At 67.9% G+C, this 24,112-nt stretch carries 31 protein-coding genes and 1 pseudogene; 12 read left to right on the top strand and 20 right to left on the bottom strand.

The window, feature by feature from the left end:
- Positions 1-105: 105 nt before the first annotated feature.
- The 15 genes and pseudogenes from ACFFJD_RS08255 to ACFFJD_RS08325 form a co-directional block, all read right to left on the bottom strand.
- Positions 106-1,164, bottom strand: a pseudogene (locus ACFFJD_RS08255) (IS1380 family transposase); the annotation flags it as partial.
- Between the two features lie 155 nt (positions 1,165-1,319).
- Entirely contained in the window at positions 1,320-1,910 is a 591-nt protein-coding gene (locus ACFFJD_RS08260; protein ID WP_382362999.1) for a hypothetical protein, read from the bottom strand.
- The gene (locus ACFFJD_RS08265) at positions 1,907-2,158 is read right to left on the bottom strand and encodes a hypothetical protein (RefSeq protein ID WP_382363001.1); all 252 of its coding nucleotides are present in this window, start codon (positions 2,156-2,158) and stop codon (positions 1,907-1,909) included. Before ACFFJD_RS08265 ends, ACFFJD_RS08260 begins: the two co-directional genes overlap by 4 nt.
- Positions 2,159-2,239: 81 nt before the next feature.
- On the bottom strand, positions 2,240-2,482 hold the full coding sequence (locus ACFFJD_RS08270; RefSeq protein WP_382363003.1) for a hypothetical protein: 243 nt from the start codon (positions 2,480-2,482) through the stop codon (positions 2,240-2,242).
- Positions 2,483-2,533: 51 nt separating this feature from the next.
- Entirely contained in the window at positions 2,534-3,133 is a 600-nt protein-coding gene (locus ACFFJD_RS08275; RefSeq protein ID WP_382363005.1) for an ATP-binding cassette domain-containing protein, read from the bottom strand.
- Positions 3,124-3,894, bottom strand: coding sequence for an ATP-binding cassette domain-containing protein (locus tag ACFFJD_RS08280; RefSeq protein WP_382363007.1), 771 nt, complete (start codon positions 3,892-3,894; stop codon positions 3,124-3,126). The genes ACFFJD_RS08275 and ACFFJD_RS08280 overlap by 10 nt, the downstream gene beginning before the upstream one ends.
- Positions 3,891-4,775, bottom strand: coding sequence for an ABC transporter permease (locus ACFFJD_RS08285; RefSeq protein ID WP_382363009.1), 885 nt, complete (start codon positions 4,773-4,775; stop codon positions 3,891-3,893). The genes ACFFJD_RS08280 and ACFFJD_RS08285 overlap by 4 nt, the downstream gene beginning before the upstream one ends.
- Complete coding sequence (locus tag ACFFJD_RS08290) at positions 4,772-4,972, bottom strand: hypothetical protein (protein ID WP_382363011.1); 201 nt, start codon at positions 4,970-4,972, stop codon at positions 4,772-4,774. The genes ACFFJD_RS08285 and ACFFJD_RS08290 overlap by 4 nt, the downstream gene beginning before the upstream one ends.
- A complete protein-coding gene (locus ACFFJD_RS08295) occupies positions 4,969-5,310 on the bottom strand; it encodes a hypothetical protein (RefSeq protein ID WP_382363013.1) in 342 nt (113 codons plus the stop codon). The genes ACFFJD_RS08290 and ACFFJD_RS08295 overlap by 4 nt, the downstream gene beginning before the upstream one ends.
- A complete protein-coding gene (locus ACFFJD_RS08300; RefSeq protein ID WP_382363015.1) occupies positions 5,303-5,530 on the bottom strand; it encodes a hypothetical protein in 228 nt (75 codons plus the stop codon). Before ACFFJD_RS08300 ends, ACFFJD_RS08295 begins: the two co-directional genes overlap by 8 nt.
- Before the next feature lie 40 nt (positions 5,531-5,570).
- Complete coding sequence (locus tag ACFFJD_RS08305; protein WP_382363017.1) at positions 5,571-5,873, bottom strand: hypothetical protein; 303 nt, start codon at positions 5,871-5,873, stop codon at positions 5,571-5,573.
- A gap of 32 nt (positions 5,874-5,905) precedes the next feature.
- Positions 5,906-6,064 carry a hypothetical protein gene (locus ACFFJD_RS08310; RefSeq protein ID WP_382363019.1) on the bottom strand — a complete coding sequence of 53 codons (159 nt, stop codon included), beginning with the start codon at positions 6,062-6,064 and terminating at the stop codon, positions 5,906-5,908.
- Positions 6,061-6,300: a hypothetical protein gene (locus ACFFJD_RS08315; RefSeq protein WP_382363021.1), complete on the bottom strand. Its 240-nt coding sequence runs from the start codon at positions 6,298-6,300 to the stop codon at positions 6,061-6,063. Before ACFFJD_RS08315 ends, ACFFJD_RS08310 begins: the two co-directional genes overlap by 4 nt.
- Positions 6,301-6,378: 78 nt before the next feature.
- Positions 6,379-7,488 (bottom strand): ABC transporter permease, encoded by a 1,110-nt coding sequence (locus ACFFJD_RS08320; protein ID WP_382363023.1) that lies wholly within the window; start codon positions 7,486-7,488, stop codon positions 6,379-6,381.
- Positions 7,452-9,041, bottom strand: a complete 1,590-nt coding sequence (locus ACFFJD_RS08325; RefSeq protein ID WP_382363025.1) for an ABC transporter substrate-binding protein — start codon at positions 9,039-9,041, stop codon at positions 7,452-7,454. The genes ACFFJD_RS08320 and ACFFJD_RS08325 overlap by 37 nt, the downstream gene beginning before the upstream one ends.
- 107 nt (positions 9,042-9,148) lie before the next feature.
- On the opposite strand from ACFFJD_RS08325, the gene ACFFJD_RS08330 reads away from it, so the two are divergent.
- The 4 genes from ACFFJD_RS08330 (at position 9,149) to ACFFJD_RS08345 (ending at position 11,404) form a co-directional block, all read left to right on the top strand.
- Positions 9,149-9,469, top strand: coding sequence for an ArsR/SmtB family transcription factor (locus ACFFJD_RS08330; protein WP_382363027.1), 321 nt, complete (start codon positions 9,149-9,151; stop codon positions 9,467-9,469).
- Between the two features lie 102 nt (positions 9,470-9,571).
- Positions 9,572-10,072, top strand: a complete 501-nt coding sequence (locus ACFFJD_RS08335; protein WP_382363029.1) for a hypothetical protein — start codon at positions 9,572-9,574, stop codon at positions 10,070-10,072.
- A gap of 198 nt (positions 10,073-10,270) precedes the next feature.
- Entirely contained in the window at positions 10,271-10,777 is a 507-nt protein-coding gene (locus ACFFJD_RS08340) for a hypothetical protein (protein ID WP_382363031.1), read from the top strand.
- A 225-nt stretch (positions 10,778-11,002) separates the two neighbouring features.
- On the top strand, positions 11,003-11,404 hold the full coding sequence (locus tag ACFFJD_RS08345) for a hypothetical protein (protein ID WP_382363033.1): 402 nt from the start codon (positions 11,003-11,005) through the stop codon (positions 11,402-11,404).
- 159 nt (positions 11,405-11,563) lie between these two features.
- Here the strand turns inward: ACFFJD_RS08345 and ACFFJD_RS08350 are convergent, their stop codons facing one another.
- Positions 11,564-11,809, bottom strand: a complete 246-nt coding sequence (locus ACFFJD_RS08350; RefSeq protein WP_382363035.1) for a hypothetical protein — start codon at positions 11,807-11,809, stop codon at positions 11,564-11,566.
- A 226-nt stretch (positions 11,810-12,035) separates the two neighbouring features.
- Positions 12,036-12,446: a hypothetical protein gene (locus ACFFJD_RS08355; protein WP_382363037.1), complete on the bottom strand. Its 411-nt coding sequence runs from the start codon at positions 12,444-12,446 to the stop codon at positions 12,036-12,038.
- Between the two features lie 175 nt (positions 12,447-12,621).
- Here ACFFJD_RS08355 and ACFFJD_RS08360 point away from each other — a divergent pair, with 175 nt between their 5' ends.
- The 4 genes from ACFFJD_RS08360 to ACFFJD_RS08375 all read left to right on the top strand — a co-directional run bounded on the left by ACFFJD_RS08360 (position 12,622) and on the right by ACFFJD_RS08375 (position 15,115).
- Positions 12,622-13,926 (top strand): hypothetical protein, encoded by a 1,305-nt coding sequence (locus tag ACFFJD_RS08360; RefSeq protein ID WP_382363039.1) that lies wholly within the window; start codon positions 12,622-12,624, stop codon positions 13,924-13,926.
- On the top strand, positions 13,923-14,270 hold the full coding sequence (locus ACFFJD_RS08365; RefSeq protein ID WP_382363041.1) for a hypothetical protein: 348 nt from the start codon (positions 13,923-13,925) through the stop codon (positions 14,268-14,270). The genes ACFFJD_RS08360 and ACFFJD_RS08365 overlap by 4 nt, the downstream gene beginning before the upstream one ends.
- Before the next feature lie 102 nt (positions 14,271-14,372).
- Complete coding sequence (locus ACFFJD_RS08370; protein ID WP_382363043.1) at positions 14,373-14,759, top strand: hypothetical protein; 387 nt, start codon at positions 14,373-14,375, stop codon at positions 14,757-14,759.
- Positions 14,756-15,115, top strand: coding sequence for a hypothetical protein (locus ACFFJD_RS08375; protein WP_382363044.1), 360 nt, complete (start codon positions 14,756-14,758; stop codon positions 15,113-15,115). Before ACFFJD_RS08370 ends, ACFFJD_RS08375 begins: the two co-directional genes overlap by 4 nt.
- Here the strand turns inward: ACFFJD_RS08375 and ACFFJD_RS08380 are convergent.
- Positions 15,112-16,128 (bottom strand): site-specific integrase, encoded by a 1,017-nt coding sequence (locus ACFFJD_RS08380; protein ID WP_382363046.1) that lies wholly within the window; start codon positions 16,126-16,128, stop codon positions 15,112-15,114. The two genes, ACFFJD_RS08375 and ACFFJD_RS08380, sit on opposite strands and share 4 nt — an antisense overlap.
- 189 nt (positions 16,129-16,317) lie before the next feature.
- Between ACFFJD_RS08380 and ACFFJD_RS08385 the strand changes: the two genes are divergently transcribed.
- A complete protein-coding gene (locus tag ACFFJD_RS08385) occupies positions 16,318-17,313 on the top strand; it encodes a DUF4192 domain-containing protein (RefSeq protein WP_382363048.1) in 996 nt (331 codons plus the stop codon).
- A gap of 30 nt (positions 17,314-17,343) precedes the next feature.
- Here ACFFJD_RS08385 and ACFFJD_RS08390 read toward each other — a convergent pair whose 3' ends face one another.
- Complete coding sequence (locus ACFFJD_RS08390; protein WP_382363050.1) at positions 17,344-17,517, bottom strand: hypothetical protein; 174 nt, start codon at positions 17,515-17,517, stop codon at positions 17,344-17,346.
- Between the two features lie 264 nt (positions 17,518-17,781).
- On the opposite strand from ACFFJD_RS08390, the gene ACFFJD_RS08395 reads away from it, so the two are divergent.
- Positions 17,782-17,967 (top strand): hypothetical protein, encoded by a 186-nt coding sequence (locus tag ACFFJD_RS08395; RefSeq protein WP_382363052.1) that lies wholly within the window; start codon positions 17,782-17,784, stop codon positions 17,965-17,967.
- Entirely contained in the window at positions 17,964-18,473 is a 510-nt protein-coding gene (locus ACFFJD_RS08400; protein ID WP_382363054.1) for a hypothetical protein, read from the top strand. Before ACFFJD_RS08395 ends, ACFFJD_RS08400 begins: the two co-directional genes overlap by 4 nt.
- A gap of 127 nt (positions 18,474-18,600) precedes the next feature.
- Here the strand turns inward: ACFFJD_RS08400 and ACFFJD_RS08405 are convergent, their stop codons facing one another.
- A complete protein-coding gene (locus tag ACFFJD_RS08405; RefSeq protein ID WP_382363056.1) occupies positions 18,601-18,897 on the bottom strand; it encodes a hypothetical protein in 297 nt (98 codons plus the stop codon).
- Positions 18,898-19,153: 256 nt separating this feature from the next.
- On the opposite strand from ACFFJD_RS08405, the gene ACFFJD_RS08410 reads away from it, so the two are divergent.
- Entirely contained in the window at positions 19,154-24,067 is a 4,914-nt protein-coding gene (locus tag ACFFJD_RS08410) for a DEAD/DEAH box helicase (protein ID WP_382363058.1), read from the top strand.
- Positions 24,068-24,112: the final 45 nt, after the last annotated feature.

Here is a 24,112-nt window from a genome sequence, read left to right on the forward strand (position 1 = left end):
TGCGCGTTGCCCGCTCTTTGAGCTCGGCGGGGTACTTACGAGGTGCTGCCATGATGGCGGGTCCTTCCGGGTGTTCCTACCCTCCATCAAACCCGACACGATTCAGTGTCGTACTTCCAGGTCGGCCAGTTGGCCGCGGCGGGTGTTGGTGACGAAGCAGGTCAGGCGCCAGCCGCCCGAGTCGGTGAACCGCAGTTGCGCGCCCGGGTGGGGGCGTTCGCGGCGCACGATCACCCGCATACTCGGCGGATACCCGGTCAGAGACAGGACTCCGGTGAGTTCGGCGACCTGGGCGCCGTCGCGGGGTTGGCCGTCGGGGTTGTAGGCCTGGGTCCACACCGTCTTGGGGAGTATGTCGACCGCATCGGCCATGGCCGGGGTCATGCCGAGCCCACACGAATAGGACAGGCCCCGTTTATGCAGGTAGTTGAGGAATTCTTTGGTGCCGCCGCCGCTGTCGGCGCGGATCAGGATCTTGCGGCCGGCCCGCCAGGTCAAGTCCGGGATCTGGGCCAGGGCGCGGTGAAGGACAGTGATGTGGTCGGCGGCAGTGTTCGCCCCAGCATTCCCGGCCCGCAACAGTGCGGCGGCGGCTTCCCCGGTTCCTCCCCGGCCGTGGTCGATGAACGCCAGCAGCGGATGGAACCCGTAGCCCTTCTTGTAGGTTGGGGCCGCGTTCTGTTTCTCCGAATGCGCGGTCAACAGGGTCGCATCCAGGTCGATGATCAGCGGCCGGTGTTCATCGACCTGGTGGTTCGGGGCATGCTCGGCGGCCAGCTCCCACACCGTCTTTCGGGCCGCCGCCCGCGCGCGGGCCAACGCCGACAGGGTTGTGACCGATTCGGCGGCCAGGGCCGCGATCAGCCGAGAAACGGTCGGGTCGGAGGCCACCGGACCGAACACCTTTTCCCGGCCACGCAGGACCGCCAGGTCGGCGGCGCAGTCACCACCGCTGATCATCGCCACAGCCAGATCCAGGATGATCTTGCCCGGATCATGGACGGCATGGTCTTTGCGCCACGGCGCCAGCGCCTGGCTCAACAACCCCGGCAGGCCTGCGACTTCGGCGGTACGGGTCACCAACGCCAGTCCGGCATGAGACACGATCCCGGCACCGTCACCGGTGACCGTCGGCTGCGGGTAGTACACGGTAGAGTTGCTCACCAGAAGGGTGCNCTAGCGAACGCCCGGATCCTCGGAGTACGAGCACGCGCCAGATTCCGGTTCGAACAGTGGCTGGACAGCTGACGGTCCACGCCAAGATGCTGGCAGCTTCGCCGCGTTGATGGATCTCCAACGCGGCGAAGCGGTAGCAGTGGTCAGTGCTCGGCGAAGTCGGCGAGGTGGCCGAGGCTGTCGGGGTCGCGTCGTACACCGCTGACCGCGAGGTCGGTGGGCAGCGCGTGAGCGTCGCAGTGCGGCCACCATCCGCCGGCGGTGTACCCGACGCAGGTGACGGCAGCCCCGCATTCGACGAGCTGGCCCGTGCGGTCGGCGTCCAGTCCGCAGCAGCCGGATCGTTCCAGTGCGATGGCCGTCCGGTCCCCGACGCTCGTCGGCAGTTTCCGCTGGTAGACGAGACCGGCCTTGAAGTCGGCGAGGAAGTCGTCGACACCGGCCCAGGCGGTCGTGTCGGGTTCGCCGCCGAACCCGGTAGCCAGCACCATGTCGATGATCACGGCCAGGCCGTCGGCGGCGAGGTCGGCGGGCACGGTGACGGCGACGATCGCTCGGGTGGTGCCCGAGGCGAGGGGTGCATGCCCCCGGCGGTCCCCCGTCCCGTACGTGCGGGCCACAGCGCCCGCTACGGGCGGGGCGTCCGGGCAGGCTTGGCCGACCGCACAGTCGGCCAAGCACCCCTCCCCGCAGTCACAGCCTGCGCAGCATGACAGGTCGTCGATGGTGGTCATCGCTGGTCCTTCCTGTTCTCTGGTGCCGCCAGGATCTTGCGGCGGATCTCGTCGATCGCGTCGAGCAGGTCCTGCCGGGTGCCGTACAAGACGAGGCCGCTGCCGCCGTCGGCGTCGATGATGACCGCGTGCTGGTCATCGGTCAGCGGCTCATCCGGGTGCAGGGCTTCGTTCCCGTCCGCGGCGTTGACGGCGGTGGCGTTGCGGGCGGCGTAGTTGGCCTCAGCCCAGGTCGTGGAATAGCTCATCGGTGAACTCCTTATTGTGGTCGCGGTGGCGTGCCATCAGTGCAGCGCAGCCCTGTCGGTGGGTGCGGCACCCAGCCCGGGCTAGGGGGCGGTGAACCCGGACCACAGTGCGCACGCGGCCACCATCAGCGCGAGCATGGCCGTCAGCGGATGCCCGAGGACGATCGCGCCGATCGCGACGACCACACCCGCCACGACAAGAACGACAGCGATCAGCGGTCCGCCGACCTTCCACAGCTCGTGCAGCAGATCCCGCAGGAAAGCTCGGCGTTCGGCCGGCGGAAGGGCACTGGTGGTGCGACGCAGACTGTTTCGGTTCGACATCGGAAAGCTCCTTGCGGTGGGGCGAATAGAACGCCTTCACCGTGCCGACGGTCACCGACCGGTTGCGGCAACTCCCAGGTCGATCACCAGGTCGGCGCGGCGACGCACCAGCTGCTGGTGGTGGCTGGCCAGCACGACGGCGGCGCCGGCCACGGACAGTTCCTCCACGGCCTCGATCACCACGCCGGAGGCGATCGGGTCGAGCATGGCGACCGGCTCGTCGCACAGGATGATCGGCGGGTTCTGCACCAGCAGCCGCGCCACGCACGCCCGCTGCAGCTGACCGTCGCTGACTTGCCCGGGAAAGCGGTCCAGCAGCGCCCGTTCCAGGCCGGCGGTCGCGGCGGCCGTGTCGACGTCGGCGACGGTGCCGCCAATGCGGGCCGGTTCGCTGATGATCTTGCGCAACGTCCACCGCGGGTTGGCGACCTGCCGGGGATGTTGGGCCAGCACACCGACCGCCCCCGAACGGTGCACAGTCCCGGAGATCGGCCGGTTCAGGCCCGCCAGGGTGCGCAGCAGCGTCGTCTTCCCCGCCCCGGACGGTCCGATGAGGCCGCACACGCGGCCTGGTGAGACGGTAACGGTGATCGGCCCGGCCACCGGTGCCTGGTGATGGCCGACGACCAGTTGCTCGCAGCTCACTGCCATGCCGGCTCCTTCCCGAACGCCGCCAGATACGGGTCGGCCGCGGTATCCAGTGCGGCCGGGGTGGTGCGGGCCAGGACCTGCCCGGCCCGCATGACGGTGACCTCGTCGACGACGCCGGCCGCGTGCAGGGCGGTCATGTCGTGGGTGATGGCCAGGACCGCGCAGCCGTCGCCGGCCAACGCGGCCAGCAGCTTCCAGGTGTGTTCGGCCAGTTCGGGGTCGAGCGCCGAGGTCGGCTCGTCGGCGATGAGCACCTGGGGGCGTCCGGCGAGGGCGGCGGCGATCGCGGCCCGCTGCCCCATCCCGCCGGACAGTTCATGCGGGTACAACTCGAGTGCGTTCACCGGCAGGTCGACGGCGGCCAGCAGTTCCACGGGAGTGCGGTCCGCGCCCAGGACGTCGCACACCTGCTGCAGTTGCCGGCCGAGGGTGTGGGCTGCGGTGAACGAGGTGGCCGTCGACTGCGGGACGTACCCGATCTGGTGGCCCCGCACCTGCCCCCATCCCCGCCGTTCCCCCACCTGCAGTGCACGGTCGGCCAGGTGCACGGTGCCGGTCATCGTCACTGCCGGCGGCGGCAGCCCGATCAGGGCGCGCGCCATCATCGACTTCCCGCACCCGGACTCGCCGATCAGTGCGTGCACCGCCCCCGCGTGCACCGCCAGATCGGCGGCTTCCAGCACCGTCAGCTGTTCGCGGCGGCCGCGGTGCTGCCAGGCGGCGGTGGCGGTCACCGCGGTAGCAGCCAACGCGGCGTTCATCGGCCCAACCCTTCCGGCGGGGTGAGCGCCGCCCGGATTCGGGTGGTCGCCGCCGCACATCCCAGGGCGGCCACGATCAGCGCGATCCCCGGGACCGCCAACGTCCACCAGGCGCCGGTCAGGACGTCCCCGCGCGCCGAGTTCAGCAGTGCCCCCAGGCTCGCGGACTCCGGCGACAGTCCGACGCCGAGGAAGGACAGTGTCGATTCGTGCCAGATGGCGTGCGGGACCAGCACGATGAGCGCGACCAACAGTTGCCCGGTCACCGCTCCCAGCAGGTGGTGGCGGGCGATGAACCAGCGGGATGCGCCTGCCAGGCGGGCCTGCTCGATCCAGCCGCTGTGGCGGGCGCTGAGCAGTTCGGCGCGCACCACACGCGCGACGGCCGGCCAGTGCGTCAACGCGATGGACGCAATGATCGCGACGAGGGCGCCGCGCCACATCGCGGCGATCACCAAACCCAGGACCAGGTGTGGGAGCGCGTTGACGCCGTCGACCAGCCGCATGACGATCGCGTCGAACCATCCACCCCAGCTGGCGGCGGCAACACCGATCGCCGCGCCGATGGCCGCCGACAGCAGTGCGCACACGGCGGCGATGGCCAGGGAGGTACGTAGGCCGGTGACGGTGCGGGCAAGTAGGTCGTGCCCGAAGTGGTCGCTGCCGGCGAGGTGGCTGCTGCTCGGCGGCTGCAGGGCGTTCGCGAAGTCGGGGCGGCCGGCGTCGAGGATGAATCCGAGCACGATGACGGCGAGGATCCCGGCGGCCGCGGCGGCGACCGGCCACCAGTGCCGCACTGCGGCGCCCGGGCGGCCCGTCAACGGCAGGAAGGCAGGTTGGGTCACGGCAGCACCGTCGGTGGCGGGCGGTACAGCCGTCATTGGTCGTCGCCGATCTCGCGCAGCAGCGAGGTGCGGACAGTGAGGAGGTCGCCGGCGGCGTCAACGCGGCCGCGGTGCAGTTCGGACATGTAGCGCAGTTGGTGGTCGCCGGTGAGCCGGATCTGCGTCCACGTGTCGTCGACGCGCACGACCTCTCCGACGATCCGGCCTTTCCGTGCGTGCAACCAGGTCGTCACTGCCCTACTCCAGCGCTGTCGTCGGCGGCGACCGACACGGTGTTGCGGCGCAGCTGGTCGAGTTCGTCGCTCGAGTAGATGAGTCGGCTGATCTCGTGGGCTGCTCCCCGAATGTTGACGACGAACCGGTCGGTGAGTTCCTGGTCTCGGTCGGTGTCCATGACCAGGTGCGACAGGATCTCCGCGAGTTTGTCGAGCAGTGCAGGCACTTCCCGCGCACGGAGGGGCGCAAGGGCCTCGCGGGCGGCCAGCAGTCCCGCCTTTCTGAGGGTGAGGTTGTCGCGGTCGGCGTACGGCGCGAAGGCGCGATCGACGGCCTCCTCGGCAGGGTCAGTCATCGTGTTCCTCCCCTGCATTGTCGTCGTCGACGGTGTCGGGATCGCCCTTGCCGTGGTGGTAGTCGATTTCGCCGGCGATGAAGTCGGTGAGTTCCTGGATGCGTTCCATGTGGTCCTTGAACTCCGGCGACTCGTGCTGGAAGCGGGCGGCCAGCTCCGCGCACGCCGTCGAGTGGTGGGCGATGAGGATGTACACCTCGGAGATCAGCAGTGACGCCATCAGTGGCGGTCCTGCCTGCGCGGCATCAGGGCTGGCGAGATCATCGAATGCCCTGGACGGGGATCTGTTCGAGTTTGGTCTCGCTTCGGGGTTCGGACGGCGCAGCGACCGACTCCCATTCCCGCACCCTGCGGGCCATCGGCTGGTTGAGGCTGCCAGCTTCCCGGCTGGTGTTGGCCGCGAACTTGGCCGCGGTCGTCACGGTGAGGGCGGCGGCCTGCGCAGCGGCCAGGGTGGCGTGCGCCTGCGCGGCGGCGAGCAGTTCGGGGACGGTGAAGGCGCCCCGCTGCTCGGCCTGGGCCAGCAGCTGTTCGGCGGCGCGGTAATGGTCAGGTCCACTCATGGTCATCGGCGTTCTCCTTCTCGGGGTGGGGCCTACGATGTCAGTCGCTTCTTCCCTGCTGCGGCGTCGTCGAGTTGGCGGAGGCCTGCGGTGCGGACGGTGATGATGTAGCCGGTGCGGTCGACGCGTCCCCGGTTGGCTTCGCTCATGTAGGGGGCGTGCGCGGCGAGGTGCTGTGCGAGGGTGATCACTGGTCGGTCCCCTTGGTCCACGTGGCGGCGATGTGTTCGTCGCGTGCCTGCCACATCGCATGTCCGGTGCGCTGGTGCACACGTTCGCCGCAGGTGCAGAAGTAGCCGAGCGGAAACACGTCGAGGGGGCTGTGAGCGGCGAGGTGCTGGGCCAGGGTGATCACGGGGGCGACCTCGCGCTGCTCGGCCTGGGCCAGCAGCTGTTCGGCGGCACGGTAATGGTCAGGTCCACTCATCGTCATCGGGTTCTCCTTCTCGGGGTGGGGCCTACGCTGTCAGCCGCTTCTTCCCGGGCGCGGCGTCGTCGAGTGATGTCAGGCGGTCAGGTCCGCTTGCGGATCCAGGGCGACGGCGGCGGCGTCGGACAACGCCGAACCGGCAAGGACGAATCCGGCGGCGGCCATCGCCAGCGTCGCCAGCAGCGGGAAGTCGGCACCGGTGGCGGCGGTGACGAGGGCGTCGGCGACACCGGGCCACCCGAAGACGGCTTCGACGATCGCGGCGCCGGCGATCACTTCCGGTAGGCGGGTGCCCAGCAGCGCCAACGACGGCCCGGCCGCCGCCGGCCACACGTGCCCGACCAGCAGTCGTCGCCCGCTGATTCCGCGGGCCCGGGCGGCGGTGACCGGGTCAGTGCCGGCGGCGTCGGCGACGGCGGTGCGCACGGTCAGGGTCAGCCACGGCAGCTGCGAGACGGTGAGCGCCGCCCACGGCAGCACCGCATGCCACAGCAGGTCGGTGCCGCCGGCCTCGAGGCCGGGGGTGGCGGCACCGGCGGTGGGAAACCAGGCGCCGGCGACCGCGAACACGGCCACCAGCAGCAGGGACAGCACGAACGGCGGGGTGGCTGCCAGCACGGTGACGCCGCCGGACACGGCCCGGTCCGGGACGCGTCCGGCCCGCAGGCCCGCCCAGGTGCCCAGTGCCAGGGAGAGCAGGGCGGCCGCGGCCAGGGCGGCCGCCGATAGTCCGAGGGTGAACGGCAGCCGCTCGGCCAGGACAGTGCTGACCGGCTGATGTTGGGTGGTGGACCAGCCGAGGTCGCCGTGCAGGAGATTGGTCCACCAGTGCGCCCAGGACTGCCACCACGACTGGTCGAGGCCGTAGGCGGCGCGGGCGGCGTCTCGTTGGGCTTGGGTGGCCGACTGGTAGTTGTCGCCCAGGTGCGCGGTCAGCGGGTCGATGGGTGAGAGGGCGGCGACGGCGAAGATGCCGGCCGACACCAGCAGCAAGGTGATCAGCGAGGTGCCGGTGCGGCGCAGCAGGAGCCTGCTGATCCGGTGTCGCCGCGACGGGCGGCCCGACCTCGAAAGGGTCGGCGCAGGCGGCGCCGCCGGTGGTGCTGGCGCTGGCGGGGCGGCGGCCAGTCGCGGATGGTCGGCCAGAGTCATGACGGCCGCTTCCAGGCCGGCAGATTCCACCACGGCCCCCACGTGACGCCGTGAGCGTGCGGTTCCATGATCGCTGCGGGCTGGGTCATCGCGGTGTCCTTGACCCCGTACGTGTGGTGCATGAACGTCAGGAACACCGACGACGGGTTCGCCGTGTAGACGTGTTGGATCTGCCGGTACAGGTCGGCTTTGTTGGGGCCGTCCGGGGTGGCGCGCGCCTGATCGAGCAGGGCGTCCAGGCCGGGGGCGGTGAAGTTGCCCCGATTGGCGAACGGTCCTGATCCGGCGGTGCGGGTGTGCAAGGTGGTGACGACCTGCTGGTCGATCGAGTACGGCATTTCCCCGCCCGCCAGGACCACGCCGTCGCGGTCGAGGTGGGCTTCGATGTCATCCCAGCTGCTGCCGACGGTGCGAACCTGCACCCCGATCTGCCGCATCTGTTCGGCGAACGCGACAGCCAGGTCGCGGCGCACCGTGTCCGACGATTCGTAGCGCACCACGAACGCGGCCGGCGTGGTGCCGCGCACCCGCACCCCGTCCCCGTTTCGGCGCCATCCGGCCTGGTCGAGAAGTTGTTCGGCGCGGGCAACGTCATGGTCGAACTGGGCGTCGGGGTTGTAGTAGTCGCCGTAGACGGCGCTGACCGGGGTGCTCGCCGGCGCCGCGGATCCGACGAGGACATCGTCGACCATGCTGGCGCGGTCGACGGCCACGTTCATGGCGGTGCGCGCGGCCTGGTCGGCGGTGAACTCGTTGCCCGCCGGCAGGGAGATGGCCCGCCAGTCCGCGGACGCCACGGTCTGCACCGTCATCCCGGGCTGACCGGACAGGGACTGGGCGAGTCGGGGCGGAAGGTTCGCGCCGTCGATCTCCCCGGCCCGCATGCGTTGGGCGCGACTGTTGTCGTCGGGGGTGTGCACGTACACAACCCGGTCAATCGCTGGTGGCCCGCCGCGGTAGTCGGGGCGGGCGACCATGACTGCTTGGTCGGCGCGCAGCGACTGCAGCGTGTAGGGGCCGGTGCCGGTCGGGGTGGTGTTGAGCTTCCACGTCGCGGCCGGGCCGGCCTCCACCTTCTCCGACGGCACGATCCCCAACAGCAGGTACGGGTTGGGGCTGGCCGGGCTGTCCATCGTGACGGTGACCGCGTGCGGGCCGTCAGCAGTCACCGCGGTGAGGGGCGTGAACTGTGCGGCGATGTCGGAGGCCACTGCGGGGTCGGCGACCGCCCGATAGGTGGCGACGACATCCGCCGAGTCCAGGGCGGTGCCGTCGCTGAACGTGACATCTTCGCGCAGCGGGACGCGCCAGGTGTTGCCGGACAGTCGGACTGGTTCGGCGGCGGCCAGCGCCGGGGCCAGGCGCGGCAGGGTGGTGTCGGTGTCGGCGGCCGGGGCCAGGAGCCCTTCGTAGATCGGTGAGACGCCGAGCGCCCCGTACCCCAGGATCGGGTTGTAGTCCGCTAGCGGCTGCGAATCGGCGAGCACGAGTTGCCCGGCGGTGTCGGCGGTCGGGGCGCATCCGGTGACGGCGATGACGGTGACCGCGGCGGCGGCTAGTAGGGGGCGGTGGTACCGGAGCTGCACGTGTGTCCCTTCGACGGAAAGACCACCTGATTAGTGTCCGAGCAGACACATGTTGTGGGTGCGGTCAGCGTATCGACGGCCTCTTACCGCCCCAGGAAGGAACAAACGTGCAGGTACAGGATGTTCAGGTTGATCCGGTCCCCTGGGCGGACCGGTTCGCGGTCCTCGCCGATCCCACCCGCCTGGCCTTGCTGATCGCCATGCACAACCATCCCGGCTTGGCGGTGCTGTCATTGGCCGAGCTGGCCGGCGTCAGCCCGAACGCGGCGTCGCAGGCACTGCGCACGCTGCGCGCCCAGGAGTGGGTGCACGCCGAACGGGCCGGGCGGACGGTGCGGTACTCGCTCAACAGTGACGCGATCGTGCACCGCATCCTCCACGACATCATCGGCTGCCATCACCGGCCGCACGTCACCGCCCAGCGATAGTGCGCCGCGCGCCGGCGCCCGTCTCCGAACTGTTTGGTGCCGCAGATGGTCGGCGGCGACAGCTCTGATCAGGGGGTCACTTCCCCCACCGAGAGGCACCCCGTGAAGATCATCCTGACCGACCATTTCCGCACGGTCGTCGAACACTGCGAGGAGGTCATCGACGCCGACAACAAGGCCCTGGCCGGCGACCCCCGAGGGCACCTGGATTTCGACGACCACCAGCTGCTGCGGTGGTGCATCGAAGCAACCGCCGACGCACGCTGGTGCCCGCCGGCCGGCGTCGAGGCCGGGCCTGCGTTCGTGGTCGAGGACCGCCCCGACATCGACGTCGATGTCCAGGTCAGGACCCTCTACGACAACGACGGTCGCGCAGAAGGGCTGATCTCGGAGACTGTTCTCACCGTCCGCGATGGCGCCCCCGAAACCACCGGCACCGTCATTCACCACTACCTGGGCTGGCTGGACGTTCCCGACCTGACACCGGCGACCGCGACCGCCGAACCGGTGACGTTGATCGACCAGCTCGTGGCGTTCGCTGAACTCATCGCCGCCGCCGTCACCGACAAGCTGGAGCACGACCGGAAGTTCTGGGCCGCCTAACCGCCAGGCCAAGGCCACCCGCGGCCACACCAACTGGTGCAGCCGCGGGTGTGGTGGCGGCGGCGGACAGGTCAGCCGCGCTCGATGCGCACCCGCCACCCCACTGTTCGGCGATCTCGGCGGGCACGCTCGGTGCCGCAGCGCGTCAGCCCGATTCGTTGAGATCAGGGGGTCAATTCCCCCACCGAGAGGCACCCCGTGAAGATCATCTTGACCGACCAGTTCCGCAAGGCCGTCGAGCACAGCGAGGAGGTCTGCGATCCGCCCTCGAAACCTTTCACCGGAGACGCGCGGGGTCTCCTGTTCTACGACGATCACGACACGCTGCGACTGCTCTTCGACGACCCCTCCTACTTGTGGCCGAATCCGCCCGAATCCATCGCGTCTGGTCCTGCGCTCGTGATCGAAGACCGGCCCGACATCGCTGTCGAAGTGATCGTGTCGATGCACCACGACAGCGACGCCCGAGCGGTCGGGTTCCTGCTGGAAGCGGTCCTGCAGATCGACGACGCTCAGGGCACGCACCGGGCCGCCGTTGGCGGCTGCATGGACTGGCTCACCGTGGCCGACGTGACACCTCGTGGGGCCAACAAGCCGGTGACTTTCATCGACCAGCTCGTGACGTTCGCTGAACTCGTCGTCGCCACCCTCAACGAGAGCCTGGCGCAGGACATGAAGTTCTGGGTCGCGGCCATCGCCGCCTGACCACCCCGAGCCAGAGTGCTGGCGGCCGCCCAACTTCCAGGGTGGCCGCCGGCAGCGGCCCGGGCGACCGGACAGCGCCGGCCTCGAGGCCGTCGGCGGTCTGCTTCTGTGCTCGCGCCGCGGTCACCGACGCCATGACCGCAGGGCTTTCCTGCTGCTTCCCGCGTGCCGCAGCTGATCAGACCGTCCTCTCAGAATCGGGGTATCCCCTAGTGAAGGAGTCCAATGACTGAATCCCTCCCGGCCGCGCAGGCCCTCGATCTGGTCGTGTCGGCCGTGCAGTCGGCGTTGGCGGCGGGCGCCCCTGCCGGTGACGTGTTCGGTTCGGTGTTGGCGGGTGGGCTGCCCGCCACCGCTGTGGCAGCCGAGTTGACGATGGTCACCGAACGTGGCGACATGCCCGATGAGGTGACGGTGCTGCTGGCCGGTGAGGTCGTCGAGCCCGGCCACCACTACTTGGTGAACCCGGACTCGGGGTGGGAGCCCGAGCAGTGGCGCCAGCACATCGCCGACGCGCTCGCCGCGACGTCGGGGACGCTGCGCACGGTGCTGGTGGAGGCATTCCGCAACGCCTCCGACGCCGGGTTCCTGCCCGAGGGCGACTACCTGCCCGCCGCCGACCGCTAGGCCTGGCCCGCCGCCGTCGGCCACACCTCACGGGCGTGGTCGGCGGCGGTTCATGTTGGCCCGCCTGGCCGGACAGCCGGGCCGGCCAGGGCGCGCACAGCAGTGCGGGCCTCACCCCGGTGTTCGGGGGTGAGGCCCGCAGATGGTTGGTGTGGGCGGTCAGCTGGCCTGGGCGTGACCACGGTTGTACCGGGAGTGCAGCTTGTACCCGCACGTCAGGATCGTCTCCCAGTTCCCGCACTGGGCGCACAGGACGTCGGTGGAGGCGACGATGGTCGGCGTGGTGTGCCCGGCCAGCTCGACGGTGGCGTGCTGGTCGTCGAAGCCGATCAGGCGGGCCTCGACGGTGGTGCAGTTGTCGACGACGACGGTGACCGCGTCGTTGGGGTAGCTGGTGAGTGCCATGGTGACCTCCTGGTCGGTGGCGGGCGGGGGAACAGTTCTCACGGTGCTCTGGCCCACCCGGCGACTGCGGCACACAACAGCCCGGCCGGCACCTCCCCGCCGCGGTATCGGCGCAGCTGGAAGTGGTGTGGTGGCGGGGCTCCGGCGGACAGTCGGCCCGGTCTGGGCGTGCGGCGACGGCACCCACCCGGGGGTGGGGTGCCGTCGGTTCGCGAGAGCGGGCGGGTCAGGCGACCTGCTTGCGCTGCGCCCACTGGGCGAACAGTTCCGGGCCCTGGTCGGTGATCTTCTCGGCGATCAACGGCAGCGCGTGCGCGTGCAGGTTCCCCGCCCGGCGGTGCCCGACCGGCAGTTCCCGCAAGCCCATGTAGCCGGTGGCCACTCGGGTGTGGGCGACGGCCAGGTCGTAGGTCAGGTCGGCCAGCGACGGCACGATCAGCGCCAGGACGTTGGCGCGCTTGACCACGCGGGTACCGGGCCGCAGCAGCCACGTCGGCTCACTCAGGGTCGGGTCGACCACCACCATCCGCTGGTAGTGCTGTTCGATGCTCGCGTACGGGGCCAGCAGGTAGTGGTCCAGCGCAGACCAGTCGCGAGCGTTCATCGTCGCCTTCGTGGCCGTCATCGTTGCAGTCATCGTGTGCTCCTCGTTCGGGGATGGGTCTGCCACGACATTCGCCGCCCCCGCAGTCCGGCTGCGGCACCTGCAGGCCCCGCCGGCACCCGACCGGCCAGCGTGTTCACGGCGGCGGGACGGACAGGTGCCGGCGATTGCCGGTGAAAAGGAAGACCGGGCCGATACGGTTTCGCCCATGTGCATCGGAGTGGGAGAAAAGGGTGGGCCGAAGCGTTGTTCGGCCGACGCACGCGGCCGCGCAGAGATCGCGCACACCGCGGTGCTCACCCAAACCCAGGTGGTCGACGACCTGACGGCCGCGCACACCCAGTCCAGCATTGACATCGACGAGCTGGTGGCGGCGATCAACGGTGACCTCAGCCCCGAGCAGGAAGCGGCGATCCTCGCGCGCACCGAAGATCCGACACCGCCAGAACCCGAACCGGAATCGAAGCCTGAACCGGACAGTTCCCCGGCGGCGACGTCGTGGCATGGGCAGATGGCGGCGGCGTCCGCTGAAGTCGATCAAGCCTGGAGCGCGGTGCAGATCGCCGAAGCCGAGTTCGCCAAGTCCCCGGAGATTCCCGGCACAGCCGTCGAGAAGGTCCGCCACACCATGGAATGCCATGAGCAGTTACTCGCTGCCAGCACGGTGTACGAGGCGAAGGTGCGCGCCGCCGGCGAGCTGGTCGCGGCCCGCGCGGACACGTTGATCGCCGAACGCCTCGACGGGTTCCCCGAGGATCCTCCGCGGGTCACTCTCGAGGAGCTGAGGGACCTGCAACGGTCGACCTGGACCGACGGGGCTTCCCTCGCCGAGTACCACCGCAAGGTCGAGCAATACAACAGTGAACATCGGCGCATCACCGGCCGTGACCGGGTGCGCGCCGAGGCCTACCGGGACGTGCTCTCCCAGATCCGGCCCGTCGGTGACGCGGCCCCGAAGATCGCCGGCAAACGCCCCCACAAGCAGACCGTCGCCGACCTGCAGGCTGCCGCCCGGTTCATTCCCGGCGACTGGATCACCGCCGTCGACGACGCCCACGGCCCCATCACCGTCCGCCGAGCCACCGGTAAACGCGGCTACTACAGCCGTAGCGAGGAACTGATCGTCACCGGCGGCGAAGAGGCCACCATGCACCACGAGTACGCGCACCGCATGGAAGCACACATCCCGCAGATTTCGGCTGCCACCAACGCGTTCCTGGTGCGCCGCACCCAGAACGCTGACGGCGTCCGCGATCAGCTGGAGCGATACAACGGTTCCCGCAGCGAGTTGCTGCGACCGGATGGTTTCGTCGACAAGTATGTCGGCAAGGAGTACGGCCACGAGTCGACGGAAGTGTTCACCACCGGCACCGAAGCCTTGTTCGCCGGACAGTACGGCGGCCTGATCGGCGCTCAACGCCGCGAAACCGGCGAATCCTACTCCGCCGATGAGGAACACCGCGCCCTGATTCTTGGCCTGTACGCCACCGCCTTGCGAGGAGAGCATCGTTGAGCAGTCCCGTCACCATCCACGTCACCGAGTACGGCGGGGACCGCACCCTGACCTGGACGCGCGCAGTCCGCGACGACCTCACCGATCGCGGACAGTGGTCTGGTGACCCCGGTTGGGTTCAGGCCGCACAGGACGCCCTGCTGACCCGCTCGGATGTGCGGGTCGCCCACCCCGACCTGTACTACGAGTTCGGGGTGTTCGACGGCAGCACCGTGATCGCCGACGTGGCCGCGGCGATCATCGCCGCCACCAATGCGCGCGGCGATTGCAGCCAGGCAGTCGCCGAACTGCCGGCAGAACTGTTCGCCGTCGACGACGACGTCCCCGACGACGCCGTCTACTAGCTCTGCCCTGATCACCGGGTACCGCCGAGCGGGGTGCCGCTCCCCCCAAGCCCGTGTCTCGACACTGGTGGACGTTCAATCCCCACCGTCAGGAGACATCCCGTGTCCAATGAACCTCTGCGTCGGAAGATCGCCGCCGACCAAGTCGAGTCCGCAGTCCGACTAGCACTGGCCGCCGGTGTCGACGCCGACGCCGTTGTCGACGCCGCCCTCAACGGTGGTCTGCCGTCCGAGGCCATCACCGACCGTCTCACCTGCGTAACGGTCGGAGATCTCCTCGCCGACGACACCTCCTACTGGTTCGGCGATACTCCGGCCCACGTGCGCACCTACCGTGTCGATCCGGGCGCCGGATACACGCGCACCGAATGGGAGCAGTCGCGCGCAGACGCCCTCGACGGCACCAGTGGGGCGGTGCGGGCGGCGTTGACCGTCGCCTACGACGACGCCGCCGACAGTGTCTACATCACCGACGGGACACACCGATGAGCACCACCGACAATCTCGACCGCGCAGCCGTCGACCGCTACCGCACCCCACCAATCGTCGAACCCGACGCCGACTGCGCCCAGATGATGGCAGCCTTCTCGACGGTGCCACCGATCGTGCAGTACCAGGGCCGCAGCGACCGAGAGGGCCTCGTCGCCCGCAACCAGTCCCGCGCACTCCGGGTCGCTGTCGCCGTGACCGCCTACGCCTACAGTCACGGCATCCCCGAATCGGCGGCAGACGCACTCACCGATCTGCTCAACGACGCCCGCCACCTGGCCGACGCTCTCGGCGTGGACTGGGAGACGGTGTCCCGACCGCACCACTACGACGACGAAGTCGCCGGAAACGACTAGCCACCGAACTCGGCGAGCAACGCTTCGGTGCGCGCCAACAGATCCTCCGTCCGGCGGTCAATCTCGGCGAATGTGCCGTCCACCCCTTCGAACTCGTCGGCGGCAGCCAACCTGGCCGCCACACCACGCCCATAGTCGTCAGGCAACGGGCGTGGTGTCTGCTCCGGCTCCGGCTCCACCGGGCCGTCGCTGCGCGCCAACAACCGCTCCACCATCGCTGTGCGCGTCAGATCCCCGCGACCAGCCCCGTACAGGTGAGTGGTGATCACGTCCGCGACCGCCTGACCGGTCATTCCGGCCTCGTCGTCACCGTTGGCTGCCACAAGATTCCCCCACCGATCGAAGGGCGGAAACAACGCAAAACCCGGACGCGGAGACGGCGCCGGGGCCGACGTCGCGGGCCGCGCCGTCGGCGACACCTGCTGGGCGGCTGACAGAGGCTTGACCAGAACCGCCGACGCCGGCCGGACAGCCAGCCGATCCCGCAGCTGCGCCCACCGCTGCCACACCGGCAACAATCCGAACGGGTCGTCAGGGTCGACCGCGATCTGCACCTGATGCTGGCCACCGATGACGACCATGCGCCCATCGCTGGTGATGTCACCGCACCGCAGTTCCCCGATCTCCCCGACCGGTACACCCACCACCACCGCCAACCACAGGATCAGAGCGTCACGGCGACCGAACAGCCCGGCCACCCAACCCGCCGTCGGCAGTTCCCCAATCCGCTCCAACGCCATCTCGGTGTCACGGCGGCGCACCGACAGCAGCCGCCGTACCGCGGTCACCGTGCCCGGTTCACTGTGGCCGGCGGCGCGGTGGACATGGTTGATCGCCGAGACCCGCCGACGCAGAACTGCCTGCGAGGCGTGCGGATCTTCCTGGTGAAGGAAACGGGCGACGGTGACCGGGTGGGCGGGCAGCGCGGACAGGTCCATCGCCGCGCACCAGTCGGCGAACAGTCGCCATTGCCCCCGGTAGGTAGCCGGCACTTCTACGACCGTCGAATCCATCCGACCCTCCTGCTGCTTCTCCGTCCAGTATCGGGGTGCCGGTTTCCGTTCGGTACAGCCTTGCGGTCCACCAGCCACCCACACCACCACTGTTGTGCGCATGTGTGCTGGTAGGAGGGTTGCCGCTGCGGGTCGGGGGTGCCCGAGAGAGTTGTCGTAGCTCGATCACCCTCCTCGAAAGGATCTCTCATGGCACTTCAAGTCACCTCCCCCGCCGACATCATCGCCGCGGCCCCAACGGCCCTCGGCTTCGTGCCCGAGGACTCGGTCATCGTCTTCGTCTGTTCGGGCCAGCGGCTCGCGGCCACTGCGCGATTCGATTGGGATACCGCGATGGACACGCTGCCGGAGGTCGCGGAGGCTGTCTCCCGCCGCGCGCTCGACGACATGTCCGTCCACATCGTGCTCGCCCCGACTGAACCGATCAGTCACGCCCCCCACGTCCTGCAACTGCTGGCGCAGCTTCGGGAAGTCTTCGCACCGACTGACATCGACCTGCGCTCCGTCCTCATGACGACCGGGTTCACCACCGGCCGCTGGGCGGACCTAATCACCGGCGAAATCGGCACCGTGCAGGACTGGCGCACCAGCACCGCCGCCGCCGACGCCGTGCACGTGGGGTCGACGATCCTCGGGAGTCGCCAGGAGATCGTGGCCGCTATGGCGGTACTGGCCGCCGTCCACGACGGCGCAGAACTGCCCCCCACGCACGCCGTACAGCAGATCGGTGCAGCCCTGATCGCGGGCCGGTCAGTCAACAATCCGGCGCAGCTGGCGGCAGCCCTGTCCCCGCACCTGAACCACGGTGCACTGCGCGACCTCATGATGGGCTTGGGAACCATCCATCCCGACGCGGCCGCCGACCTGTTCCTGTCGATGGCCGTGCACGCTCGCGGTGACAATCGCGCCCATCTGCTGACCTTGGTAGCGACCGCCGCATACGTCGGCGGTAGCGGCGCCCGCACCAACATCGCCGTCGATGAGTCCTGCAAGCACACCGCAAACGGGGAGCCGACGGGAATGGGTTGCCTGTTGCGGCTGTCGGTCCAGCAGGCTCTGCCCCCACGCGACCTCGCCGACCTCATCCGCGGGGGTGTGGAGGTACACGCCGTGACCGTCGAAGACATGGCTGCCTCGCCGAACCTGTTCAAGGCAAAGGTGGAGGAACTGCTGGGCGCCGCGTGACCGCCGCCACCAGCGGCCACTAGCCCGACGTTAGGGGGTCCAGACCGGCACGGTCTGGCCCCCTTCGCCCCGCCGCCACGGCGCCGCCGGCCACGCTAGATCAGCGGCCACAGTGCGCCCGTCGCCGTACACGGCGGCCTGCAGAATCCCCGGCAGCCCGGCCAGGCTGCGCTCAACTTCCCCGCACGCACGCTGCTCGTTCATGGACGCCACGGTAACGGACAGCCTGCCGGTGCGGGCTGTCCGAACTGCCGCAGCGAACAACGGGGCCAGGCCATCACGGTCTGGCCCCGTTCGTCTGGCCCCGGTCGTCTGGCCGCCGCCGCGCTCGCCCTCCCACCGAAGGCGATGTCGAACAGCTCCACGCGGCAACAACGCCCACACCACTCCTGCCCGAACCGTTCTTGCCGCAGCCACCCAGACCGCTCCTGGAACCTGAAGCCATCCACCGACGAAAGGCATGAACTGATGATCGACACCCTCCTCGAAGCCCTGTCCACCACGCCCGTCGCCTGCATCGTCACGGCCGTGTCCGCGCTGACCATGCTGCTCGTGTCGGCGGCGTCCCTGGTCCATCTCTGGCGCAACCGCGACCACGCACCGCCCTTGTCCACCGCACCCGAATCCACCCACACAGGAATGGAACTGCGATGAGCACCCCCACCACCTTTCAGCGTCCCGCCCACTGGCCGAGAGGCTTCCTGATCGACGCCGCGATCCGCTGCCCGAGCTGCCGATCCCACCAGTCCGTGATGGTGCGCACCGACAGCTGGGCGAGGTTCACCGCCGCCGGCACCGATGTCTGCGACGGCCCCGACTACACCCCCGAGAGCGCCGCCGTGTGCGGGAACTGCCACCACACAGGGCAGCTGACCCACTTCACCGACTTTCCCCTCCACGACCGTCTGCCCGAAACCGCGCAGTTCCGCGTCACCTGGGCCGCCGACGGGCACGCCCCAACCTCGGTGTGGCCCGACGTGGCCGCAGCCGACCTTGACGACGCCCGCGAGATCGCCCGCAGCTACTGGCCCGGGATCAGCGCCGCCCTCACCGACGACGCCCTCACCGTCACCGTCGAAGAACCCGACGTGCCGGGGCTGATCGACGCGGTCCGCGACGAACTGCTCTGGACGCTCGGACCGCCCACCTTCACCTGCTAGCGCGACGACAAGGCGCCGGCGAGCACGGGCCGCAGGTCTCCCGCTGACCAGGCGACGTCAGCGGGCGCCCTGCCACCGGTGTGAGCGGACAGCTTTCAGGTAATGCTGCGAGCCCCGAACCGGTCTCCTACCAGTCGGCGGACAGGTCGGGTCTAGCTGGTTGACCGCGAAACTTGATAGGTACGGGCAGGTAGCCCATCTCGATGAGCGCGTCGGTGAGGTTGAATACAATTCCGGCTTCAGCGGCCTCGTCCGCCCAGTATTCGAGCGCGGCGGCGACCCGATTCAGTGGCAGTTCCCCGCTGCGCGAACGCTTCGAGAACTGGCCCCGACTGCCGTAGCCGGTGGCGTCAGCGCACTCTTGCACGGTTACGTCACGGCGGAGGTGGAAGCTCGCCCACGCTTCCAACCTGATCGTGTTCACGAAAATGATCGTAGCGTTCAGTCTTGGTGCCTACGCCGAGAATCGGCCCGGATGAGCTACTCACCTCGCCGCTGCCTTCGCCGATGTCGTCGACGTCGTTAGAGGTACAGCCGGCAGCAATCTGACCTGCATGGCCGCCCGGCACCAGCCGAGCCCAGGTTCCGCCGGCGAGTGATCTAGGCGGTGACCCGTTGTCCCGCACCGCGTCACGGCACAATGAGGTGCGCTGACGGTCGCTATCGGGAGGTTCTGCGTCATGGGTTCGGTCCACGAGGTGATCGAGGAGTTTCGGAAGGCACCGTCGAACTCTGAGCGGGGCACCAAGTTTGAGCAGCTGATGGTCCGCTACATCCAGCTCGATCCGACACTGTCTCAGCAGTACGAGCAGGTGTGGCGGTGGATGGACTGGCCTGGCCGCGACGGCAAACCCGACACCGGCATCGACCTGGTGGCGCGCGAACGCGACACCGGTGAATACACGGCGATCCAGTGCAAGTTCTACGAACCGACATCCACCCTGTCCAAGAGCGACATCGACTCGTTCTTCACCGCCTCGGGCAAGAAACCCTTCAGCAACCGTCTCATCATCTCCACCACCGACCGGTGGGGGGCGAACGCCGAGGCCGCACTGGCCGATCAGATCATTCCGGTGCAGCGCATCGGGTTGGCCGAGATCGCAGAGTCCCCGATCGACTGGGACATCGCCTACCCCGGTGACGACTTCCAGGTGACGTTGACCGAGGCGGTCAAGCACACACCGCGTCCGCATCAGCAGGAGGCAATCGACGCGGTGTTCGCCGGCTTCGATGCCGGCCATGATCGGGGCAAGCTGATCATGGCGTGCGGGACAGGCAAGACGTTCACGGCGTTGAAGATCGCCGAACGCACCGCAGCGAACAATGGTGGCAGCGCCCGAATCCTGTTCGCAGTCCCGTCGATCTCACTACTGTCCCAGACACTCCGGGAGTGGACTGCGCAATCGACTTTGGACTTGCGGGCGTTCGCTGTCTGCTCCGACGTCAAGGTGTCCCGATCGGCCGAAGACATCAACGCCTACGACGTGCAGATCCCGGTGACCACCGACGCGCCAACCCTGGCCGCCGAGATGGGTCACCGCAAGCGCGCCAAGGGTCTAACGGTGGTGTTCACCACGTACCAGTCCCTACCCGTGGTGGCGGCCGCACAGCGCCTCGGAGTGGACGGGTTCGATCTGGTGATCTGCGATGAAGCGCACCGCACCACCGGAGTCACGTTGTTCGGGGCAGACGAGTCGAACTTCGTGAAGGTTCACGACCCGAACTTCATCCACGCCGACCGACGCCTGTACATGACCGCCACCCCGCGCATCTTCGATGACAACGTGCGCGCGAAAGCCGATGAGCATTCCGCCGAGATCACCTCGATGGACGATGAAAACACCTACGGCCCGGAGTTTCATCGCCTCTCATTCGGGGAGGCCGTCGACCGCGGTCTACTCACCGACTACAAGGTGATCGTGTTGACCGTCGACGAATCAGTGATGGTCTCACCACTGCAGTCGCAGTTGGCTGGGGAAGTCGGCGAGCTACGCCTCGATGACGCGTCCAAGATCGTGGGCTGCTGGAACGGGCTAGCCAAACGCGCCGGCAAGGCACCCGACGGCACCGGTTTCACTCCAGGGGAGGCGCCGATGCGGCGTGCCGTGGCCTTCGCCAAGGACATCGCCGCCTCCAAGCAGATCGCCGACGTATTCCCCGCCGTGGTCGATTCGTACCGCGAGCTGCTCACGGACAGCGAGAACGACGGCCAGGTGATTGATTCGACCAACCTGGACCTGACATGCGCGGTGCGCCATGTCGACGGCACCTACAACGCCCTCGAACGCAACCGCGAACTCGCCTGGCTCAAAGCCCCGATCCCGGAATCGGAATGCCGGATCTTGACCAACGCCCGGTGCCTGTCCGAAGGGGTGGACGTTCCCGCCCTGGACGCGGTGATGTTCCTCAACCCGCGCAACTCCGTGGTCGACGTGGTCCAATCCGTCGGCCGCGTGATGCGCAAGGCCGACGACAAGGCCTACGGCTACATCATCTTGCCCGTCGCAGTCCCCGCCGGAGTCAGTCCGGCCGCGGCTCTGAACGACAACATCAAGTTCAAGGTGGTGTGGCAGGTCCTCAACGCTCTGCGCGCCCACGATGACCGCTTCAACGCGATGGTCAACTCCATCGCCTTGAACGCCACCGCGGAGCTCAAGGCCGGACAGGGCACAGATCGTCTCATCGGCGGCCACATCGGTCCCATGACCGGTGACGACTCCTTCGATGACGGCACGCGCCCCGACAACGACTCAGCCTCCGGCGCCAGCACTGGCGACGACGGCACTGCGATGGCCACCCAGATGGCGCTGTTCTCACTGTCGGAGTGGCAGGAAGCGATCTACGCACGGATCGTCGACAAGGTCGGTACGCGCGCCTACTGGGAAAACTGGGCCAGTGACGTCGCCGACATCGCCGCCGCCCTCACTGCCCGCATCCAAGCCACGCTCGCCGCGGCCGACTCCTCCATTGTGGCCGCGTTCGATCAGTTCCTGACCGGGCTGCGGGACAATCTCAACGACTCGATCACCCGCGACGACGCGATCTCCATGCTCGCCCAGCACCTGATCACCAAACCCGTCTTCGACGCACTCTTCGCCGACCACGACTTCGCTTCCCACAACCCGGTGGCGATCGTCATGCAGAACATGGTTGACCGTCTCGGCGGCGCCGGCCTCGAAGCGGAAATCGCTCACCTGCAAGGGTTCTACGACTCGGTACGCATTCGGGCCGCCGAAGTGACTACCGCTGAAGGTAAGCAGCAGGTGATTGCCGACCTGTACGAGAAGTTCTTCCGTATCGGATTCCGCAAACAGGCCGAAGCTCTCGGCATCGTCTACACCCCGGTCCAGGTCGTCGACTTCATCCTCCGCGCCGCAGACCAGGCTTCCCGCGACGCCTTCGGCCGTGGCCTCACCGATGAGGGCGTGCACATTCTGGACCCGTTCACCGGCACCGGCACGTTTATGACTCGGCTCCTACAATCGGGGCTCATCGAACCAGCCGATCTGGCCCGCAAGTACGCCAGCGAGTTACACGCCAACGAGATCATGCTGCTGGCCTACTACATCGCCGCGGTCAACATCGAAACCACCTACCACGCCCTCGAGGGCGTCAGCGCCGAGACCTACACACCGTTCGAAGGCATCGTCTTGGCCGACACCTTCCAGATCACCGAAGACGACGACAGCATGGACGCGGTCATGTTCCCGCAGAACAACGACCGCATCCTCAAGCAGCTCGCCACCCCCATCAACGTCGTCATCGGCAACCCGCCGTACTCGGTCGGCCAGACCTCCGCAAACGACCTCAACGCCAACATCTCCTACCTCACCCTCGACGCCCGGATCGCCGGCACTTATGTGAAGCGCTCTACCGGAGGCCGGAAGTCACAGCTCTATGATTCCTATGTGCGGGCCTTCCGCTGGGCCACCGACCGTATCGGTGACGCCGGCGTCGTCGCCTTCGTGTCCAACGGCGGCTGGATCGACGGCAACACCGCCGACGGCATCCGCCTATCTCTCGCCGACGAATACGCCAAGATCTACGTCTACAACCTCCGCGGCAACGCGCGCACGGCCGGTCAATTGCGGCAGCAGGAGAAGGGAAACGTCTTCGGTGGAGGCGCCCGAACGACAGTCGCGATCCTGGTCGGTGTCAAAGACCCCGCCCACACCGGTGCCTGCGAGATCCTCTACCGCGACATCGGCGACTACCTCACCCGCGAGCAGAAACTCGATATCGTCGATTCCGGCACCCTCGACTCCATCGACTGGCAATCCATTGCCCCCAATACCCACGGCGACTGGATCAGTCAACGCAGTGCCGATTTCAAGATGTGGCCCGCGCTTGGCGACAAAACCGGCACCGTGGACACCATATTTAAGAACCACTCTCTCGGACTCGGAACTAATCGCGACGTATGGTGCTACAACTACGGGCGCAGCGCACTTAGGGAAAATATGCGCCGCATGATCGATTTTTACGACTCCCAAGTTTCTGGATTTGCTGCGTGGCGCAATAGCCATCATAACGGTGATCACAAGCCTGAAGTCGACCATTTCATAGAGACGGACCCAAAAAAGATCAGCTGGGGCGGAACTCTGAAAAAGGATGTCGCGTCAGGAAAACGAATTCAATACGACGATTCATCGATCGTTCGCGGCAGCTACCGCCCTTTCCAGTCACAATTCGTGTACTTCAACCGCGATGTCAACAATCGTGTCTACCAACTACCGTCGATGTTCCCGACCCCGCACCACCAGAACCTCGGCATCGTGCTGACGGGCCCTGCCTCGCACTTCGAGTTCACGCCCTTCATCACAGACCTGCTGCCCAACTTGCACTTGCTCGATACCGCTCAGTTCTTCCCGCGCTGGACCTACACCAAAGCCGAGGCCTCCGATGGGGAACTGGACTTCGCTTCGGCCGCAACGGATGTCGACGAGCACGGCTACCGCCGGATCGACAACATCACCGACCAGATCCTCGACCTCTACCGCGAGGCCGTCGGCGCACAGGTGACCAAGAACGACATCTTCTACTACGTCTACGGCCTGCTCCACGACCCCACCTACCGGGCGACCTACGCGGCGGACTTGAAGAAGATGCTGCCGCACATCCCCACCCCGGATTCCCGGGAACGCTTCGAGCAGCTAACCACCGCTGGTCGCGCCCTCGCGGAGTTGCATGTCGACTACGAGTTGGTGGAGCCGTATCCACTGGAAGTGACGCTCAAGCCGAACGCTCCCGCCGACGACCGCGAGACCTGGCGCGTGGCGAAGATGAAGTGGGCCAAGCGGAAAGACCCCGGCACCGGCAAGAACGTCGACGACCGCACCACGATCATCTACAGCCCGAAGGTCACCATCTCCGGCATCCCGGAGGACGCCGACCGGTACCTGCTGGGGCCGCGTTCGGCCTTGGCCTGGATCATCGAGCGCTACCAAGTCAAGACTGACAAGGCATCCGGGATCGTCAACGACCCCAACGACTGGTGCGACGAGCACGACGACCCTACGTACATCGTTGACCTCATCAAACGGGTGACGTCCGTTGCTGTCGAGACCATGAAGATCGTCGACAGTCTTTCCTGACTGGTCTCACGCGGGCACGGCCGAGATCTGCGGAGGACGGGTCCG

It is taken from the genome of Gordonia phosphorivorans, from assembly GCF_042432625.1.
Lineage (GTDB): Bacteria > Actinomycetota > Actinomycetes > Mycobacteriales > Mycobacteriaceae > Gordonia > Gordonia phosphorivorans.